Source organism: Bdellovibrionota bacterium (assembly GCA_040386775.1).
Taxonomy (GTDB): domain Bacteria; phylum Bdellovibrionota; class Bdellovibrionia; order Bdellovibrionales; family JAEYZS01; genus JAEYZS01.
Window position 1 is genome coordinate 226,310 of sequence record JAZKEU010000017.1, and the last position, 19,991, is coordinate 246,300.

General features: G+C 37.1%; 20 protein-coding genes. 14 read left to right on the forward strand and 6 right to left on the reverse strand.

Annotation, left to right across the window (positions count from 1 at the left end; all coding sequences use genetic code 11):
• The 3 genes from V4596_11240 to V4596_11250 form a co-directional block, all read right to left on the reverse strand.
• The coding region (locus V4596_11240; protein ID MES2769707.1) for a DUF366 family protein at positions 1 to 476 on the reverse strand (476 nt) is incomplete at its 3' end.
• 2 nt (positions 477 to 478) lie between these two features.
• Positions 479 to 1,522, reverse strand: a complete 1,044-nt coding sequence (locus V4596_11245) for a hypothetical protein (GenBank protein MES2769708.1) — start codon at positions 1,520 to 1,522, stop codon at positions 479 to 481.
• Positions 1,523 to 1,634: 112 nt separating this feature from the next.
• Positions 1,635 to 3,290 (reverse strand): hypothetical protein, encoded by a 1,656-nt coding sequence (locus tag V4596_11250; protein ID MES2769709.1) that lies wholly within the window; start codon positions 3,288 to 3,290, stop codon positions 1,635 to 1,637.
• Positions 3,291 to 3,526: 236 nt separating this feature from the next.
• Here V4596_11250 and V4596_11255 point away from each other — a divergent pair, with 236 nt between their 5' ends.
• Positions 3,527 to 4,291 carry a hypothetical protein gene (locus V4596_11255; protein MES2769710.1) on the forward strand — a complete coding sequence of 255 codons (765 nt, stop codon included), beginning with the start codon at positions 3,527 to 3,529 and terminating at the stop codon, positions 4,289 to 4,291.
• The gene (locus V4596_11260) at positions 4,266 to 5,294 is read left to right on the forward strand and encodes a hypothetical protein (protein ID MES2769711.1); all 1,029 of its coding nucleotides are present in this window, start codon (positions 4,266 to 4,268) and stop codon (positions 5,292 to 5,294) included. Before V4596_11255 ends, V4596_11260 begins: the two co-directional genes overlap by 26 nt.
• 3 nt (positions 5,295 to 5,297) lie before the next feature.
• Here V4596_11260 and V4596_11265 read toward each other — a convergent pair whose 3' ends face one another.
• Positions 5,298 to 5,561, reverse strand: coding sequence for a hypothetical protein (locus V4596_11265; GenBank protein MES2769712.1), 264 nt, complete (start codon positions 5,559 to 5,561; stop codon positions 5,298 to 5,300).
• Between the two features lie 182 nt (positions 5,562 to 5,743).
• Here V4596_11265 and V4596_11270 point away from each other — a divergent pair, with 182 nt between their 5' ends.
• The 11 genes from V4596_11270 to V4596_11320 all read left to right on the forward strand — a co-directional run bounded on the left by V4596_11270 (position 5,744) and on the right by V4596_11320 (position 17,045).
• Positions 5,744 to 6,940, forward strand: coding sequence for a hypothetical protein (locus V4596_11270; GenBank protein ID MES2769713.1), 1,197 nt, complete (start codon positions 5,744 to 5,746; stop codon positions 6,938 to 6,940).
• Positions 6,941 to 6,955: 15 nt separating this feature from the next.
• Complete coding sequence (locus V4596_11275) at positions 6,956 to 8,239, forward strand: hypothetical protein (GenBank protein ID MES2769714.1); 1,284 nt, start codon at positions 6,956 to 6,958, stop codon at positions 8,237 to 8,239.
• Positions 8,240 to 8,345: 106 nt separating this feature from the next.
• Positions 8,346 to 9,269, forward strand: coding sequence for an ATP-binding cassette domain-containing protein (locus V4596_11280; GenBank protein MES2769715.1), 924 nt, complete (start codon positions 8,346 to 8,348; stop codon positions 9,267 to 9,269).
• 9 nt (positions 9,270 to 9,278) lie between these two features.
• Positions 9,279 to 10,049, forward strand: a complete 771-nt coding sequence (locus V4596_11285; GenBank protein ID MES2769716.1) for an ABC transporter permease subunit — start codon at positions 9,279 to 9,281, stop codon at positions 10,047 to 10,049.
• A 2-nt stretch (positions 10,050 to 10,051) separates the two neighbouring features.
• Positions 10,052 to 11,599, forward strand: coding sequence for a GldG family protein (locus V4596_11290; protein MES2769717.1), 1,548 nt, complete (start codon positions 10,052 to 10,054; stop codon positions 11,597 to 11,599).
• Complete coding sequence (locus V4596_11295; protein MES2769718.1) at positions 11,596 to 13,050, forward strand: DUF4340 domain-containing protein; 1,455 nt, start codon at positions 11,596 to 11,598, stop codon at positions 13,048 to 13,050. Before V4596_11290 ends, V4596_11295 begins: the two co-directional genes overlap by 4 nt.
• A complete protein-coding gene (locus V4596_11300; GenBank protein ID MES2769719.1) occupies positions 13,047 to 14,054 on the forward strand; it encodes a galactokinase in 1,008 nt (335 codons plus the stop codon). Before V4596_11295 ends, V4596_11300 begins: the two co-directional genes overlap by 4 nt.
• Positions 13,976 to 14,860, forward strand: a complete 885-nt coding sequence (locus tag V4596_11305) for a DUF429 domain-containing protein (protein ID MES2769720.1) — start codon at positions 13,976 to 13,978, stop codon at positions 14,858 to 14,860. Before V4596_11300 ends, V4596_11305 begins: the two co-directional genes overlap by 79 nt.
• 147 nt (positions 14,861 to 15,007) lie before the next feature.
• Complete coding sequence (locus V4596_11310; GenBank protein ID MES2769721.1) at positions 15,008 to 15,520, forward strand: hypothetical protein; 513 nt, start codon at positions 15,008 to 15,010, stop codon at positions 15,518 to 15,520.
• A gap of 108 nt (positions 15,521 to 15,628) precedes the next feature.
• The gene (locus V4596_11315) at positions 15,629 to 16,342 is read left to right on the forward strand and encodes a C13 family peptidase (protein ID MES2769722.1); all 714 of its coding nucleotides are present in this window, start codon (positions 15,629 to 15,631) and stop codon (positions 16,340 to 16,342) included.
• Between the two features lie 250 nt (positions 16,343 to 16,592).
• Complete coding sequence (locus V4596_11320; protein MES2769723.1) at positions 16,593 to 17,045, forward strand: hypothetical protein; 453 nt, start codon at positions 16,593 to 16,595, stop codon at positions 17,043 to 17,045.
• A 25-nt stretch (positions 17,046 to 17,070) separates the two neighbouring features.
• Here the strand turns inward: V4596_11320 and V4596_11325 are convergent, their stop codons facing one another.
• A complete protein-coding gene (locus V4596_11325) occupies positions 17,071 to 18,348 on the reverse strand; it encodes a hypothetical protein (protein ID MES2769724.1) in 1,278 nt (425 codons plus the stop codon).
• Between the two features lie 101 nt (positions 18,349 to 18,449).
• On the opposite strand from V4596_11325, the gene V4596_11330 reads away from it, so the two are divergent.
• On the forward strand, positions 18,450 to 19,499 hold the full coding sequence (locus V4596_11330; GenBank protein MES2769725.1) for a phosphatase domain-containing protein: 1,050 nt from the start codon (positions 18,450 to 18,452) through the stop codon (positions 19,497 to 19,499).
• 2 nt (positions 19,500 to 19,501) lie between these two features.
• Here the strand turns inward: V4596_11330 and V4596_11335 are convergent.
• Positions 19,502 to 19,991 (reverse strand): AgmX/PglI C-terminal domain-containing protein (locus V4596_11335; protein MES2769726.1); only part of this gene is annotated, 490 nt, incomplete at its 5' end.

A 19,991-nucleotide genomic window follows, 5' to 3' on the forward strand; every position in this document is an offset into this window, starting at 1 on the left:
TCCACGGGTTCAATTTTCAAATCTTGAAGAGAGCATGTTTTAACGGGAGTTCCTTCGTTAGAAATGTTCATGGCAAAATGGATGAGAATAGATTGTGGAGAGCGCGCGGCGATACTTATGCTGAGCTTTCTATCATCTAGATACAAATCATCGCCGTCTCTTTTTAGTAAAATTTGACCTTTAGATTTCTGTAAGATTTTGTTTTGAGCCATACTCGCAAAAAGTCTTTGAATCAAAACTCCACTAATTAGTTTTTCATCAAAGATCTCAAAGATAAAGTGAAGCATATCAGAGCCACAGATTTGAGCTCTTTGCAGTAAATCTTCACCATCAACCATATGATCGAAATTAACATCACAGGCGCCACGAAATGCAATCACAGAATTCCCCAGAAGATTGTGTTCTAAATAAGCATACAGAGATCTCAGCTGAGTTCCGTCGTATTTGATTGTCTGGTCAATCCATAGAGTTTTCATACTTATTTGAACTGGACAAAGAGTTTTATGGGTAGAGTATTGCTCTTTCCTTTTATTTTTTCTTTAGCCTCTACATTGATATCCAGATTTAAAGCATTGAGCTCTACAGGATCTCTTTCTGATTCGATACGATATGAAGGATCTGAGATAACCATATAGGATGCACTCCCACCGAAGAACAATTTCCATGCACTTTTATAATGCGCGCTTAGAGGTATTCTGTCTTGAGTGTCAGCGCGGTAGTTACCGAAGAGAAGAAAACTATCTGAGACTGTTAGGCTAAATTTTGAAGCGCTAGAAGTATTTTTTTGCTCCGTAATCACTCCGTAAAATTCGCCTTCAACATTATTGTTTTCAATCAAGTTGTCTAAGAAAATTTTGGAATTTTTAGTCAAATCACGTGTGTAGCTGTAGCCTGGCAAGTGGGAAGCTTTGATTGTTCCAGATTTTGTGATGTAGAAAACATGGACTACGGCATTTGAAATGACGTCTTTGATTTTTATTATTGTCAGTGTTTTGTTTTTTTGTGTTCTCACATTTTTTGCTTCAGCCGTGTAAAGTACAGATCTTGATTTTTTCTCAATAGCAGTTTTTGCGGGCTTGTAAACATTAAAGAACTGCACATTTCCGTTGGTGTTTACCAATTCAAATTTAAAAGCATCGGAAGAGTGAGTAGTAAAACTTAATTTTGGATGAGGTCCCGGCGTGAAGTTAATTTCTAAAATGCGATTGGCAAATTCTACGTTGAGAATTTTATTGTCACGAGTAACGGGATCATTTGCGACTTGATTTCTGACTTCTTGGATAAGTACTGAAGTGTAAGTGTCCAAGTATTTTTCATTAGCTGGAGGTGGAGGAGTTGTATCATACAAAGGTGAGTCATTGTCAGATTCTGCTGCGGGGGTAGGAGCTGCTGGAGCATCAGCAGAAGTTTCGGTTGGAGTTGGTTCAGAAGTACTAGTTGAAGGACTATTTGATTTATCATCGGAGCAAGATACTGCTGTGATTAAAAGACCAATGATAAATAGGAATTTCAATAAAACCATAAATCTGCCTCCGAATTGATGTTCTGGATTATAGCGTTAGAAGGCCAAAAAATACACAACTCCATCTGTTGAAACAGATGGAGCAGTAATAATTACAAGGTTGCTTAAAGGTTTACTTAGGAATTCTCTGTGATTGAGAAAGAGTCTTTAGCGATTGAAGAGATTGAATGTTTGTAGATTCAGTTTTTAGAGCGCTAGGTTTAAGAGGAACTGGAGTTCTTTGCTCTTGAGTTCGTAAGGAGTTAGATTTAGGCGAAGCATAACCATAATTTGCTTTTGTAATGGAAACTGGTATTGAAGTAACAGCTTTTCTAGCACTAGCTGCTTTTGAGGTAACCGTAGAAACTAGATCTCCTGCGATTGCGATATTTTCTTTTGCAGCTGCGATGCCTTGGACAGTTGAATAAGCACTTGTAGCAGGGCTTGCTACAGCATTCACTATTGCTTTGCCTATTGTTAAATTATTTTCTAGAATTTTTTTGCCAGTTCCCATTGCGCCCTTTGGTGCAATGGAAGTTGTTTTTGGTAATACCGTTGTTGCCTTAGGATCAGTCTTAGGAGTAGTGGGTGCTGTCATTATTTTCGCTTCTTCGATTGGAAGATCTGTGAAGCCCTCTAATGCATCTTCAGAGTTTTCAACTTTAGTATCTGTTTGTGTGCCTGTTTCTTTACCTGTAACTTCTGAAGCTGCTGGGGCTTGTGGTTGGTTATTTTCATCACTAGCTGATGGAGCTTCTGCTGGATCTTCGTTCCTTAATTGTTCGTCAGATTTAGAATTATCTTCTACAGAAGACAAAGTTAAAAGTGCAGAGCTTGCTTCATTTGATTTTTTATCTTCAAAAGTAAGAGTAAATTCTTTTGCATCAAGAACCGCTGACCCCGAGATCAACTCCATTTTCTTGTAAGAATCTTTCATAGATTCTAGATCAACACTTGTGGAATTCAGGAGAACATTTGTTGTATTCGACTTTAAGCTTAAAACTGAGAGCAATGAATATTGGAAAGCTGATGTCTTTGCATCATACACATTGATAACGATTGTGTTCGCCTTTGATTCTAACCTTTGAATTTGATCGATCAGTTTTGCTTCCAATACAGAGTTGTCAGAAATATAAACTTGAGAAGTTCTTGTATCAATCGTGGCGCCTTTCATTATTAAGATATTTGCATCTTTAGAAGTTACATTTGCTACGGCTTTATTTAATTTTACCAAAACAGAAACTTCTGCTGTTTTAACAACTTTCTTAGCATCTGTCGTTTTCTCATATAGTGATACGATCACTAAACTTTGATTTTGCTTTTGAATTTTTGCAGAAAGATTGAGGTTGGCTAGCTCTTCTGATGATTCTGAAGGCTTACTGAATTCGATAGTAAGACCATCTTCGCTCACTTTACCTTCTTTGAAATTAACTTTATAGAGCTTGTTATTGATTGTAAGAGCGGTGTCGATTTGATCGGAACCTTCAAGAAATTCATATTTTACATATTTAATTCTGCTTGCGAGGTCTTTAGCCGCATTCACATCCACTATGGTTTCACCGTCCGCAATTCTCTTTTCTTGAATGGCTTTAAGAATTTGCTCTTCTTGGCTTTTGTCTTCAGATGTATTTGTATCTCTATCTGCTGCTTTATCAGAAAACACTTTTACGCCAGTCTTGGCTTTTAGTGTTTTTGTACTGCTAGGTCCACATGCAGAAGCAAGTAGAGATACGGCAATAGCTATAGCTGTAACCACGATTAGATTCTCTGTATTGATAGACCTTTTCATTACGAAACCTCCTGAGGATTCAAATGGTATAAGAGCAAACCATGGACCTTTCTTTGTGGTAGCCAAATCTAATATACAAATTGTGGAGACTTTTTTTGCTTTAATTTGCCTAAAAAAGGCATACAGCGACGTTTTTTGTCTGTGATTTTAGAAGATTTTCACATGTCCTGGGCCATAGTATTTATGGCCCTATTCTATATAGGTATTAGAATTGCAAAGCTTTAGAATCAATCTATATGAATAAACTATTGGCTTCTCTTATTATTATATCGCCATTTGTAGTGTTTGGTGCGCCCAAGGTAACCAAATCTACTCGCACGACTTTGTCTGAAAAAGATAAAGCTTCTTTTGGGGCTATAGTCTCCACTTTTGATATCACTTCCGAAGCTGATGGTTTAAAAATTGATCTTAGAAATATAAACGGCCAAACCAAGCCAGAAATGTTAACCACGAAAGTAGAAGACTACGAAGAGTATTCGAAATATTCTTTTGATAATCCATACCTTCAAAACCATAGATTAGACCTCTTTATTTTCTCTAGAGTAAAACCCAATATGTTAGATGATAAGGATATGGCAAATTCCATCGACGATATTTCAGACCTTCGTTTTGATCTTCAGGTTTTATTGGATTCAGCTTCAAAGAAAACCATCAAATCTAAAGTGGTTGTTTATTACAAAGACAATATTGTTGCCGAAGGTAGCGTAGACAATAACTCCGAAATTAAAATCAAAGACGATCTCAGCAATAAAGTTAAAAATTGCAAACTTCAAGAATTGAAAGTTATAAAGAATCTATTAGGTTCTTACAAAAGGTCTTTAGATCTTGAAGTGAAGTATGTTCAATCTGGAAGATCCGTAAAGCAAAAGCTCAACTTGAATCTACAGAATATAAAAATGACTCCTAAAAAAATAGAAACAGAAACAGAAGAAAATGAACTCGAGGAACAAGATCTAGATCTTGAAGGTGAAGAAAATGAAACAAGTACTACTCATTCTTAGCTTTATTGTTGCTGCGTTCTTAGCGGCTTGCTCTGATGGAGCCAACAAAGTGAATACATCCAAAGGCACTGGCTCAAAAAAAACAATTGAGCAATTGGATAAGGCATCTTCGGATACTTCGCTTGAAGCACTGAAAGCTCAATTGGAATTGGATCCCAACACACAAATTCCAGATGTTATTAATCTAGTAAAATCCAAATTTGGTACCACTACGGCAAAAGAACAACCTAAGACTGAAACGAATGAAGATGATACTAAAAATTTACTACAGAAACCAGCTGCCCAAAAATTAGCTGACCCAAAAGTTACAGAGCAAAAAGAAGACGAGGTTCCAGAAGAAGATACGGAGCTTTTAGATTTAAAAACCGTAGATGCAGATTGCAATCCCAAGATCGTAGAAAAATATAAAGAGGGCAGTGTAGAGACAAAGCGCATTTACATTAAAACTTGCAATCTTCAAGTGATCGTAAAAAGAACTTTGGATAATGCTGGAAAAGTGACAGCAGTAAGAGCTTATATCTCAGCAAAATTTGAAAAACCAAACGTTGAACATATAGCCTCAATCAATGAGGATAAAACCATGGAATCCGTAGTTGCTAATTATAACGCGACCTCTGGAAGTATGATTCTTAAGTTCAATATGAAATTGAAAGATAAAATAGACCTGAATCTTGAAACTGAAGCCTTTTCCTATGGGAATGGAAAAAATCTTTCGGCAGATTTTTCTGATGTGAATAGGCTTCAGAGTGGGCTTTTCAAAGTCAAAGCCATCAAAGATACAAATGCCATCGTATTGGAATTTGATAGAACAGATGATGTTGTAACTACGAAGCTGAATGATGAGATGGGACTTTTTGGAAAGAAAGAAGCAAAGGTGGTTGCTAAAGCCGGTGATGCTGAAACAGTAGAGCAAAAGCTATCTCCATCTTCTGGAGTTAAAAGTCCGACCAATCCTCAAGGCAAGAAGAGAGTTGATATTCCTGCGACGTACAATGGATATTGATCCCTAGCAATTCTTCTTGGTTAGAAATTCTTTATATTCGTTGATGTCGTAGAATCCATACATTTTCTTTTTGGTGATCTCGGTGATTTCCATCAAAAGCTCTTCTTTGGTTTCTTTGATTTTTGTGTAGTCTAAAATGATGGAACTTTTGCTGAGAGTAAGAATATAATCGATCAAAACTTGTTCCGAAAAATCTTCTAGTCCATTGAACTTATGGGTAGAGGATTTTAATGTATTTTCTACTGTTTCCACTAAAATATTTTTCATTAAATCCTAGTACCGTTTAAGCCAATTAAATTGAGTTATATTATCGTCTTATACTTATCGGGATAGTGTTGTATTGGCTTTAGAAATACGATGCCAAATTCGGCTCAAGAATTGCTTTATAATTGGACGAAGTGCTAGTTAAACGGACTAATTGTAGTGAGCTGTAGCCTGAAGGTTTTAAAGTGAAGAGAAGAAGCCTAATTTGTCATTCTGTAGTTGTTTTAGTCATATTGATTTCATTGGTATTTTCAGTGAATGCAAAGGCGGGCGCGCCAATGTGCTCGATGCTTTTTGAGGTAGCAAATCATACTAGAATTTTAGAGTTTCCATTTCCAAATCAATGGGATTTATTTACCAGATCTGAAGTGGTAATGGACTCGCTTGTACAAGGAAAAGTTTTAGCTCAATTAAAAACTTCAAATCCGTCAAGAGATCATATCGAATTCTTTGCAAATCAACTCCCGTTACTTGCGCAAAAATTAACTATCAATATGTCAGAGGCCCAATCTATTTTTAAAAGGACAGAAAAACCCAATAGATCAAAAGACTCATTAAAAAGAAATTTAGGTGAAAGTTACGAAAAATTAATGGAAGAGGCCTCTTCTATATTGGACTCTAGAACGGTCACTTATGAATGGTATATGAATTATTTTTTGAAATCGATTATTTTTATGGATGTCTCTTTAAGAGTTATGGAGTCGACATCTTCTACGCAGTTTGAAATGCTAAATAAAAAATTAGATATCTTACTAGGGAATTCAAAAGCATTTTATTCTGAAAACCAAAGTGAAACTATGCTTTACTCTACACTGGGGAAAGAATTTTCTTCGCTCATAAGAGACGCTTACTTTACTAAGCATCTTCGCGAAAATACATTAGTTCCCGTTCTTTTTGCGCCTAAAGATGCAGACATTATTGAAGCAGAAAGACTTGGGATGCATTTTGTAAGTTTATCAACAAGCATCAGAGAAACTGTTGATGGACTAAAATATCCATTGCAATTTGCGGCTCGTCAAGTTGAGCAAAGCACTTCTCAGTCCAACAGTTTCAAAGATTTAATTCATAACAATAAAGCAAAGTGGATAAAGTATCATGACAAAATTGCAGCGCAAGTCATAGGCGATATAAAACTTGAAGCCTTATATGCTTACATTTTAACAGATGCGGGGCTTCAGGCGAAATTGACGAGCCGTTTTGAAACTGGTTATAGATTAATTTTTGCATTCAATGTCCATAAAGCTTCAGACTTCTTGCAAGAATATTTAAGATTGAATTATAAAACAGTCAAAAAGATTGCGGATCTAAATACAATAGAGTCCTTCTTGCGTATTATTCGTCGTATCGAAAAAGAAGCTCTTGCTTCTCCATCTTATAAGTAATTAAATTTGGAGTTGATGAAACAGCTCCACTCCCTAGAAATTAAAAATATCGTTTCTGAGCTCCAGTCTTTTTTGGATTCAAAAGTTCAAAAGGTATTGGTTTCTGAGAAAGGTTTAGGGCTAGAGCTTTTTAAAGCTACTAAAGTTTTTTATTTGTGGTTTGAATTGGATCCAATCAATCCTTTTATTTTATGTTTTGATAAGTTACCGCTCGCAATAAAGCTCAAAAAAACCGCTCCCATGTTGCTGTTCTTGAAAGCACATTTAGAGGGTAAGAGAGTTTCTGAAATTCATCATGTAAAGGAATTAGGTAGAGTAGTAGAATTTGGGTTTGGCTATGATAATCCACTTAAGCTTGAGATCAGATTGTTTCCCCATGGTACCAATGCAATTGCGCATTTTGAAAAGAAAAAAATCTCTTTTGATAAAGTAAAAGAAATAAAAGTCGGTGGAACAGATATGGGGCACGAGAGCTCCCAAAGAAGTTTAAGTGAGGTCACACAAGCATGGTTGGATTCAAAAAGTACATCTCATAAATCCAAAAAAGATCCGGTTCTGCTAAAAGAAAAAGAAACTCAGAAAAAAGAGAAGGCCTTGCAAAAAACAGAAGAACATCTCGCGGAACTTCAAAATGACAAGTGGGCAAGACTCGGAGAATGGCTTAAAGAAAACCAGACATTGAAAGTGCCGACGGAATTCAAAGAGTGTATCGATACTAGAAAGACCTTTCCTCAGAACATCCAGAATGCCTTCGAAAAAGCCAAAAAGAATCAAGAAAAAATCAGTGGTACCTTAGAGAGAATTGCAATTTTAAAAAATGAAATCTCTCAACTAAAAACAGTAGAACTATCTGACTTCTCTAAATCTAAAACAAAATCATCTCCTTCTAATCTTTCTCCTAAGTTCTCTAAAGCTAAAGGAAGTAAATCAGACAATTGGAAAGGCTATCGTCTGTCTTTGAATGAAAAGGTAGAAGTGTTTGTAGGTAAAAATGCTCAAGAAAATTTGAATATTTTGAGGTTTGCTCAGAGCTGGGATTACTGGATGCACATCAAGGATTACCCGGGTGCTCATGGAATTGTTCGTCGACCCAGAAATTATGAAGTCACCGATGAAGAATTAAAAACAGTAGCGAGATTTATTGCCTCTAAATCTAGAAAAAGTGCACATTTTTTAGGCCCAGGGGACATGTTTGAAGTATTAATTGCGGAATGCAGATATGTCCGTCCCATAAAGGGCGATAAACTAGGCAGAGTGAACTACTCGAATGAAAAAGTGCTCAATTGCAGAATGAAGTGATGCATTACGCATGTTGATGAAGCGTTGACACGAAGAGGCCTTCTCTTAGACAATTTTAGATAGTTAAATCAATTATTTAAGAGGTTAAAAGAAAGGTTGAAGAGCTATGATTGAAATCAAGAATCTCACCAAATCTTATGGATCGATCAAAGCGATCGAGAATTTGAATTTTAAAATCAACAAAGGTGAAGTGGTTGGATTTCTAGGACCCAATGGTGCAGGAAAATCCACGACCATGAAAATCATCACGGGTTACATGGCGCCCACAAATGGAATGGTGAATGTTGCGGGTTATGATGTTTTTGAAAACCCCATCGAAGTGAAAAAAAGAATTGGATATTTACCAGAAGTGCCACCGGTGTATTTAGATATGCAGGTGGATGACTATTTGTCTTACGTAGCTCAGTTGAAACAAGTGCCGAAGAGTGAGCTTTCAAAAAAAGTTCAAAGAGCCATTGAAAAAACCTATCTTGGCGATGTGAGAAAAAGACTTATTGGAAACTTATCCAAAGGTTTCAAGCAAAGAGTGGGGATTGCGGAAGCTATCGTTTCGGAACCAGAAATTTTAATTTTAGATGAACCGACCGTAGGTCTTGACCCTAAGCAAGTTGCCGAAATCAGAACTCTCATTCAAACGCTTTCTGGTGAGCATACAGTGATCTTGTCGACTCACATTCTTCCAGAAGTGCAAGCGACTTGTAAGAGAATCATTATTATCAACAAGGGTAAGATCGTAGCAGAGGATACACTGGAAGGCTTGAATCGCAAGATGAGAGGGTCTCACCAAATTCTTCTCAAAGTAAAAAACGCTTCAGACTCTTTAAAGGTGCAGTTGAAAGCTGTAAAAGGTGTTTTAGAAATTCAAGACCGTGGTGATGGAAATTTAGTCATCGATACGATGGAGCCAGACGACATTATTATGGAGAGAATTGCTCAGGTAAGCATTCAGTTTCATGCAGGTCTTATGGAACTCAGACATCTAGAAGGCAACCTCGAAGAAATCTTCATTAAACTCACTTCGAATGTGTAAGGACAAAGTATGTTAAATACATCAATGATCATTGCTAAAAAAGAAATTAGAACAAACCTTAAGGGCCCAGGTTTTTATATCATTTTATTTTTATTCACACTTCTCATTAGTTTTGTATCTTATCAAACAGTGATGATGTTAAAAATTAAATCTCAAATGCCCGCTGTGCCTGGAGCGGATGACGGTGTGAATCTTCATAGTGGATTTGTGGCTCAGCTTGTTTACCTTATACACTTTATGCTTCTTCTTTTTGTTCCCGCGATGACTTCATTTTCATTTGCAGAAGAGAGAAAGACTAGGACGATGGATTTGCTTTTAACGAGTCCAATCACTTCGTTTGATATCGTAATGGGTAAATTGAATGCATCGCTCTTTTTGGTGCTATCGCTTTTGGGGATTTCATTTTTATATCCTTTAAGCTTAAGCATATCTGCAAGCTTGGATTGGTCACTTTTAATCTCTAGTTATGTAGGATTATTTTTGGTAGCCGCGGTTTATGTGGCCATTGGGTTGTTCAGTTCTGCGATTTCAACTTCTGTGATTGTGTCTTATGTGATCGCGGTGGTTTTAAACTTGTTTTGTATTTTTGTAGTTTGGACTTCGCAAACCAGCGAGAACCCTCTCGTGAGGGATATCGTAAATCATATTTCAATTTCAAAACATCTTACGGATTTTATCCAAGGGGCTGTTCAGATTTCGGGAATTGTATTTTTACTTAGCATGATTGTATTTTTCGTATTCCTCACTCAGCGAGTGATTGAATCGGCAAGGTGGAGATAATTATGAGTCGTAAAAGTCAGGTTAGTTTTTTAATTGGATTTTTGATCATTTGCCTTGGATTTGGAGTTAGAACCTTTCTGGGTGTGAATCTTCCTTATCATACCATAGGCGTGTGGTCTCTTTTTGGATTGTTTGTGGGTCTTGGAGTTTTTTTTGAGAGAGAAATTATTTTAGAATTTTTATCTCTTAAAACTACAAAGCATGGCATGAACATGGGAACGGCGATCCTTTTGGTACTGGTCCTATTGGCGGCGGTGAATTACATTGCTTACTCTAGAAATAAAAAATGGGATCTTACTCAAGAAAGACTGAACTCATTATCTAGCCAAACAATTCAAATTGCAAAAGGCTTAGATAAAGAGTTAAAGCTTATTGGATTTTTTAAAGACGGGCAGCCAGAAATTCAGAGAACAAAAGAAATCTTCCTAGACGTTGCTGAAAAAATGAGATTCGAAAACTCTAAGATCAAAGTTGAAATCTATGATCCAGATAAGAGACCTGATTTAAAAAAACAATACAATATTTCTTCATTGGGTGATGTCGTCATGCTTTACGATGGCAAACAAAAGCTTATATCTGTGTTGAATCTCCTTCAGCCAGAAGAAGCTGAAGAAGCTATCATCAACAATATCTTTGTGTTGACGGCAAACAATGGAAAAGCCCTTTATTTTACAACGGGCCATAAAGAGATGGATATCTTGAGTGAAGATAGGGAGGGGCTTGCTCATCTCAAAAAATCACTTTCTGATTTGAATTACGAAGTGAAGACAATCAATTTATTAGAAACACAAAAAATCCCAGATGATGCACAGATGGTGATTATTGCCGGGCCAAAGCTTCCAATCTACGATGGTGAAGTTGAGTCGCTCATAGCCTACGCTAAAAATGGTGGAAGAATTCTTGCTATGGCAGATCCAGGTGAGAAACATAATATTTCAAAGCTCGCGGAAGTTTTTGGGATAGATTACAAAAATAATTTCATTATTGATTTCACGGGTTTGAGAGTGGCAGGAACTCAATACTTGGCCGTTGGACTTTCTTATCCCAGCCAAACGGGGATCACGAGAGGGTTTAAAGCCAATACAAATTTCAACATTGCTTCAGAAGTGGATTTCAAACCATTGGAAAACGTAAAACACGAAGTGCTAGTGGCTTCGTCTCCTCAGAGTATAATTCGTCCAGAATTGGTTGAGGAAATTCAATTGGACTCATCAAAAGATAAACCTAAATCTAGAAATATTGCCGTCGTTGCTGATGGAAAACTTTCTGGCAGTGAAAAAGAATTTAAAGCTATCTTTTATGGTGATGCGAGTTTTATCAACAATAATGATATTCAAGTTTCTATGATGAATAGAGATTTGATCTTAAATACGATTGCCTACTTGGCGGACCAAAAAGAATTGATCAGTATTCGCCCTAAAAAAATGGGATTGTCTGCTTTTTTTATCACGGACATTCAAACAACAATTCTTATTATCGGATATGCATTGGTCCCAGCTCTATGTATTATGAGTGCGGGTGTCCTCTGGTATAGGAGACGTCACGCATGAAGCAGCTCAAGTCCAAAGGAATATTTGTTCTATTGGTGGCTATAGTTGTTGGATATGCGTATGTTTTTGAATACCGTGGAAAAATCGAAAAAGAAGCGCAAGAGCAGCAAGCAAAAAAAATCATTCCCTTTTCTCTAGAAGAAATTTCTGAATTCACAGTCACGACAACAAACAGTGAAAGTACCTTTAAAAAAGAAACAGAAGGTAAAACTGTAAAATGGTTTATGGAAAAACCTCAAAGAGATCTTGCTAGCTATGGAGCTGTCCAAGGTTATTTGAGTCAGTTTGGTGCAGAAGTTTACGAAGAAGTGGCCGCTGAGGGTTCAAATATTGATTATGCTATCTATGGTCTTACAGACAAAGTAAATAGCGTGAGCTTTAGAAAGCCAACCGAAGTTGTGACCATAGAAGTGGGCGGAGCCGTCGGCTTGGGTGGGAAAAAATATATTCGCGTTAATAAACAAGATCGCGTTTTGATAGCTGGTTACTTCTGGGAGTCACAATTTCAAAAGGCAACAAGTGAACTTCGAGAAAAAGGTTTTGTTCCTGCAGATTTTGAAATTTCAAAAATCGAAATTAAAAATCACAAACCGCATGGCATTGAACATTTGACGTTTACACAAGTAGAGAATAAGTGGGCGTTGAGTGATTTGATCACGAAAGACCCAGACCAATCAGCCGTTGATGATGTCTACTATCAAATCAAAAACATGAGAGCTGCACAAATTCTAAAAGAAGGTAAAAGCCCACAAGATATGGCAAACTTAGGGCTTCATGATCCGGAAATTAAGGTGATTTTGTCAGGTCCAAAAGATGAAGATAAAAAATTAGAGCTTATTTTTTCAAAAAATATGACGGGTCAAGTTTATGCGGCCACAAGTGAGAGAAATGTAATATTCTCGATGAATCCACCGGCGATCAATGTTTTAAGAAAATCTGCTGATGATTTTAGAGATAAGAAGAAGCCCCTTAGCTTTAATCTCGCAGAAGTGCAGCAGATCGATTACAAGTCTGATCTTGCAAGCTTCAATCTCACAAAAGAAGCAAATGCATGGAAATCAAAAGAAAAAATTGAAGGAAAAGAAATCGATAATGCCAAAGTTGTCGACATCTTGAGTAAGCTTTCCGCCATGAAAGTAAAAAAATATTTTGATCAAGAAGTTTCATATCAAAAAAGTGGTATGATTGAATTGAAGTTGAAAACTTCAAAAGGTGACGAAGTATTGGACTTGAAATGGTCACCAAAACCTCTAGAAGATGTTTTTGTAGCAAAAAGTAATTTGTCTGAAAAAACTTTTGGTTTATCAATGCAAGATGTAGGAAGTCTTCCCTTTCAGGCAGTTGTGATTGATCCTCCAAAGCCGGAAAAAGAGAAGACAGATGGAATGCATATTCCATCATTACCTACGGAATCATTTCCTAAAGGTGCTCAGGAGAAAAAAGTTAAATGAAAGTGATAGCAAAGTGTCCAACAAGAGTAGACTTAGCGGGTGGAACCTTGGATTTGTGGCCAATCTTTACTTTTTTAGGTGGGGCGAGCACAATCAATGCGGCAATTGATATTTACACGCAAGCTGAGCTTACAAAGCTCAACAAACCTGATGTTGTTATCGAAATTGAAAATACAAAATTCAAAAAAACTTTCAAAGATTTAAAAACGCTTCTTAAAGATAAAAATCCAAAATTGGATTTTGTCCGCCCCCAATTGGAATATTGGAAACCATCTTTTGGGTTTCATTTAAAGACCAGCTCTCAAAGTCCGGTGGGTGGGGGATTGGGTGGGAGTTCGAGTCTTACCATTTCTATCATTGCCGCTTTCTCAGAAATGTTAGAGCAAAGACTGACAACTCACGAGATGGTGAGGCTTGCTCACAATATCGAGGCCCAAATTCTAAAGACCCCAACGGGTACTCAAGATTATGTTCCGCCGATCGAAGGTGGCGTGAATCTGATCAATTATGGTTACGGTGACTTTAAGGTGAATAAGCTTTACATTCCGCCAGAAATTTTTGATAAGCAATTTGTGCTCGTCTACACTGGTAAGCCCCATCACTCTGGCATGAACAACTGGCAGGTCCTTAAGAAGATCGTCGATGGTGATAAGAAGACGCTCAAGTGCCTTGCGGGTTTAAGAGAAGTATCTGAAGAATTGATCGCTCAAATCGAGAAAAAAGATTGGAACTTCAAAAAAATCTTCCAAAACGAATACAAATGGCGCTCGCAAATTTCTAAATCTTTTAGTAGTCCTGAAATAAAGCGCTTAGAGAAATTGGCTTTAAAAAACGGAGCCCTTGCTATTAAAATATGTGGAGCAGGTGGTGGCGGCAGCGTCATCGTTTGGTGCGCAGATGGCCAGAGGGAGAAGGTAATCAACGTATGTCAGGAAAAAGGCTTTCAGGTTCTAAAAGCCAACGTGGTAGATCACGGAATATCGATTCAAAGAAAGCAAACTTAGAGGTTGCTCGATTTGTTGGAGTTTCGTTGTCTGGTGGAAAAAATGATAAAACTTGCATCACAAGTCTTGAATACTATCCCCAACATCACAAAATATTTCTAAAAGATATCAAAGATAAAATTCCTTCAGAAGATGAAGTATCTCAAGATAAGTTTCTATTGGATATACTAAATAAAGCCGATCGAAACTTAAAGTACATCACCATCGATAGCCCTCTCGCGCTGCCATTTTGTTTAACTCACAAGTGCGGTGGTGTAGAGAAATGCAAAGCACCTACGACCAAGTGGCAATGGGCTCATTATTTAAAGCACAAAAAGAAAAAAAAGAATCTGAAGTTATTTACTCCTTACACCGAGAGGTGTGTTGAGCGCTATGTGAATTATGAGCTAGAAGAGTTCTTTGAAATGCCCGAGGCTCTCGGAGCAAATAAAGCTCCGCTCACAGTCCGAAGCGTATATCTGAAATCTAAAATCAAAAAAAAGCTTCTTGAAGTATTTCCAAAAATTTCTGTTTGGAGAATCGGTACGTTATTTAAAATTTCAAAAAATGATCTTAAAAATTATCGCCATTCTGTTCACGGGAAAGAGTGTCGCGCCGTATTCCTACAAACGCTCATCGAAAAAGATTTATTATTTATTTACGATCAGGATTTGCATAAGCTGATTGAAAATCCCAATGCCTTTGAGTCCATGGTTTGTGCGCTGACAGGCTATTTAAAATACAAAGGCCAGTGTGAAAAGCCACCAAAGAACTTCCCTATACAGGAAGGTTGGATCGAGTTCCCCCTCGAGAATTTTAATTTTTAAATCTCAAGAATTAGACGCGCCTAGCTATGTACTCAGTTTTTCATAATGCTTAATAAAAATAATTTACTTTGTCTCATTTGAAAAATACAAGTTTGTGCAATAGTTAATTTATAGCTATTGCACGAAAAATACCTGGGAGGGTTTATCATGAAGAATTCTTTAAGTTTATTCATTTTCACATTGTTGGTTTCGACAGCTGCATTTGGACAGGTAGTAATCATCGGTGGTGGGTCTACGTCTGAGCCGCCAAATATGTCTACTATGCTAGAATATAAAGATGCGTTTTCAAAAGCTCAGCCTGTAACTGCAGATGATTTAGCTTTAGGAAAAAGCTGGGATTGCACTTCTTATCACTATTATAGACCAACAGAAACAGACGTAGGTTTTTTGTCATTCAATAACCTTGTAAATAATGAGGTAGAGCAAACAGGAACTGGAAATGCAAAAAAATATACTTTTACGGAAAAAGGGCTTGTTGCGAGCCATGCATATGAAGGCTGGAATTATGAGTACCTTGATGGCGTAAGAAAAACAGACAATGGTTTAATCATTGAAAGATCCATAAATCCTGCAGCGCAACCATATCAATTTGCATCAGTAACTGATACAAATTTTTATGCTTGGACATATTTTACTTGCTCTCTATCTCAATCTCTTTAAGAGCAATTAGCTCACAAGCTTTTGCATGCATATTTGTCAATACAAAGCGATATCTTCGATTTTATGAAGGTATCGCTTCTCATATTAAATTAGAAAGTGGGGGGATATATGTTTAATAGTTCCATAATTTTTGTTATGCTAATGTTAGTTGCATCACAGGCTCAAGCGATAAATTGGAAGGGTATTTTCATCGCTGGTGACCATTCTATCGAAAATTTTGATAATGCACGAGAAGATTTGACTCAAACTTTTTCTTCGATCGGTCAACTCAATACACTTCAATTCTCTTCTTCGACAAACTACATTTCTGAAAAGAACTCAGTTTATCCCGCTACGTTTCAGAGTATTAAATCTGGATTTTCTCAAATGGCTTTGCGAGATGGGGAGGGTTGTCTTATTCATATGACTTCACACGGTGGTTATAGAAGAGGATTTTACATGTCCCTTGAAAAAACTCAGTTTATGACGCCAAGAGATTTAATTGCCATGGTAGATAGTGCATGTGGACAGGCTCCAACTGTAATTTTGGTTTCTGCATGTTACTCAGGTCAGTTTATAACAGAAAAAATGAAAGGACCTAATCGTGTGATAATGACTGCCGCTCGAGAAGATCGACCTTCTTTTGGTTGTTCAGCTGATATAGAGTATACATATTGGGATGGTTGTCTCTTGGAAACAATTCCAAGCGCTAGGAGCTGGCCTGATCTTTATGAAAAAGTTAAAGTGTGTATATCAGCCAAAGAATTAGCATTGGGTGCTAAACCTTCGGAGCCCCAAGCATTTTTTGGAGACAACACTAAGCAATGGCCTTTGCTTCATTAAGATAATTTTTTATAGGTTGTTGTGAGTTTAATTTTAAGAATTCACAAATGAAAAACTGTCGAGAGTGTTTACATTTTAGACAGTATTTACATCCTTTATGACAATCATTAGCGGTTCTTTTTATAGATCTCTAAAAGCCTGAAAAATTACCAGTCTAAACTTTTGACAATGTTTATACTCTCCTAGCAATGGTATAACTATGTCTATTCATAAACCCGCTATACAAACTTTAAAGGAAAGGTAATTATTTATGAAGGCTATATTATTGGTGATCACGTTTGCTTCAATGAGCTCATTTGCAGGCGATTATGATATGCAACACAGACAGCTACTAAAAGCTCAACAGAGAGAAGAGTGTATTAGAAATCCTGACTATTGTAAGGCGATGGAGCTTTATAGAGCAAACATCGAGCAAGTTAAAAAACTAGAGACGCAAATGGCTAAATTGGAACGTCAGAAAGCTTTCGTTTGTAGACCCCCGGCTCATTACTCTGATCATGGAGTTTTAGCTTCTATTGATACACAATTTGAATACATGAAAACTTGTAAAGCTTCTATGAGATACACTGAAGAAACAGCTAAAATTGACTCTACAATTTCTCAAGTGAATTCATTATTAGAAGTAGCTATAGAGGATAGAGAGCAGAGCAAAGTTTTAGTGTCATCCTTATACGCTAAAAGATCTTCTGTTGCTCGAAAATAATCTTAACAAAGGCTAAAATGCACTTTTAAAATGCCAAAAGTATTGCAATTACAATGTTTGCAATCGCGGTTAAAGCCACCAGAAGAGGGCGAGATTCTTCGCTCTTTTCTCTGGCATCTGTCATAGGCTCTGAAAGTAGAGTCAGATTCGGTTGAATATCTTTACTGCTTTTTATCCCATACAAATCATAAATTCTTTTATATTCGTCAGGTATGGCGACTAAAGATTTTTTATTTAGAAGTTTTAGGTCTTTCACGCGTTTTACTTCTACGGTAATGACTTGGTTTTCGTTTTTTATAACATCACCTTCAGCAATCACTTTAATTTTTGATCCACCTTGAAAAAGAGCATTGGGCGAAGATCGCTCGATCTCAAGCCATTGAACCTTCTGTCCTGGTACTGCCGATGATTTTGCTCCGACGTCCACACGAGCTAAAATAGTGTTTCCTTCTTCAATAAGAGGTTCTTGATTCAAAGGATCTACAATTTGAAATCCTTGATAGGGAAGGGCCGCTACAAAGTCTTGCGTGAGTTTTGCTGAGAGATCTTCAAGTTGAAGGCTGATAGGTCTTGACGCTACGATATCTATGCTCTTTTTCCAAAGCAAGAGCCCATCTTGCCCTGAGTAAGCAGCCATAAATAGTTTTTTATTTTCTAGGTAAGTGGTAATCAAACAATCACTCTCTAAAAGCTTTGCGAGTAAGATCACATCAGAGATTAAGAAAGTCTTGCGAGGCTGAAAAACTTCGTTCTGTTGCATATATCTTTTTGTAGCCACAAGAAATCTTTGTTGATCACTTAGGAATTCTCTAATTTTCCACCAAGCAAGATCAGCTTCTTTTCTGAAGTCACCATCCGTATGAAGCGGAAAAACCACAATACGACGAATGACCTCATGTGAAATTTTGTCTCCGGACACAATCGGTGTGGGCAAGCCATCAGCACCGAGAGTCGTATCTGGTTCTGGTAGAACAGTAGGCGAAGAGGTAGAGTTCGTTATTTGTGGTTGAGAAGGCTGAGGTGTAGCAGTCTCTGGTGCTTCCACGGTGACTTTAGTGGGTGCATTCACAGTTTGAGGAGTTATGGTTTGCGGAGTTGGAACAGGATCAACCGCTGAGGGAGTTTTTTGAATTGGCGGTTGAACAGCATCTTGTGCAAAAGTTCTTTGTAATGAAACGAGAATAAAAAGGAAGAGGGCGATGACCATCAGATATGAAAAGTTAGATCTCAAAAAGCGAGATTTAAAGTTTGATATTTTATTCTTATTTTTAACTCCTGAAATCATCATGATTTCATCTCCCATCCAGATAAAATAGTAGCATGGTTTTTCAGCTATGACAATAGAGAGTTTGGATGTTAATATACCAAGAACCGAAGTTCGTGGTGTTACTACAGGAGGAACAAATGGCTGACTGGAGAAGAGTCTCTCAAATTACAGGTGATGTCGTTTTTTTCGAATACACCGACGATAAAACTGCAAAAGAAGCCCCACTCGTATTTGTGTGGGATATGGACAAAACATATCTCGATACAAATATCGCGTCTCTAAGAGGACTTTTAAAAACTATTAGAGAAAAAGCCTTTCAGAAAAAAAACATTCCAGGTACGGCAACTTTAGTTAGAGCTCTCAAAGAATCCATTGCCCAAAATAGCGAGCGATTACCGCTTTATTTTATCACAGCATCTCCTCCTCAGATGGAAACTAAAATCATCGCAAAACTTTCCTTGGATGGAATTTCTCCTTATGGAGCTTTCTACAAAGACAATCTAAGAAATTTAAATCCCAATCGCTTTAGAAGGCTCACCCAACAGATTGGATTCAAGCTCCAATCTTTATTGCAGTTGCGAATGAAATTAAGAGACGACGTAAAGCAAATTCTGTGGGGCGACGACAGTGAATCTGATGCGCTCGTGTACTCGCTCTATTCGGATATTTGTGCGGATAGAATTCCAAGTGAAGAACTATCTAGAGTTTTAGAAAGTTTGAATGTGCTTCCACCGCAAATCAAAACCATTTTGAATTTAAAAGAAGAGCTTCCATCCAAGCACGATCCGGTGGAAAGAATTTATATCAATCTTGCGACAGATACGGATCCTGATTATTACGTCAAATTTGGTAGAAGAATGCTTCCAACCTACAATACATTCCAAATTGCTTTAGATCTATTTCAAGATGAAAAAATCAAAGAACCCGCACTCTTAAGCATCGCTCAGGTGTTGATCTCAAGTTATGCTTTCTCTAAAGAAGAAATTTTTGCCACCGTTGAAGATTTAATTCAGAGATATTCTCTTAAAAAAGACAAAGTAGAAAAAATCGTGAATTTGCTGAAAGAACACGGGATATTTTTGCCGCATTTTCATTTTACACAAAAAACCAAAAAGATTTTGGATGGAAATGAAGTTGAGCTCGAGTGGATCCCTCAAAAAATTGATTACCTTAACGACTATCGATAAATCTATTCAAAATTTATTGGATAGTTAACTACGATAGGGTCCCCATCGAAGGCTTTGAATCTACATCTTTCGATCACAGACATGGTGCACTTTTCGAGTTGTGGATCAGATAAAGTACTTTGAATCATACTAACTGTTGAAACCTTGCCTTGAACATCGATGGTGAAGGCCAAGTGAATTTGTCCTCTAGAATCTGGGTTCAATCTCAGGTGTTGAGCGTAACATCTGTTAAAGAACGGTTTTTGGGCGTTTACGACTTGTGAAATGTATTCATCGGTAAGCGTTTCCCGGGGTTTTTTAGGTACTTCAACTTTCTTTTCTTTTTCGACTAAGACTTTTTTCTTTTCTTCAAATTTTTCTTTTTCAATCTTTGGGGTTTTGATTTGCGTAGTTTCTACGATTTCATCTGGGATGAGCTTTTGCGGAGTAAGATCAATCTCAATTGGTTTTTGTGGAGATCTGCCAGCCAAGTCTTGAAATTTTTTATCTTTA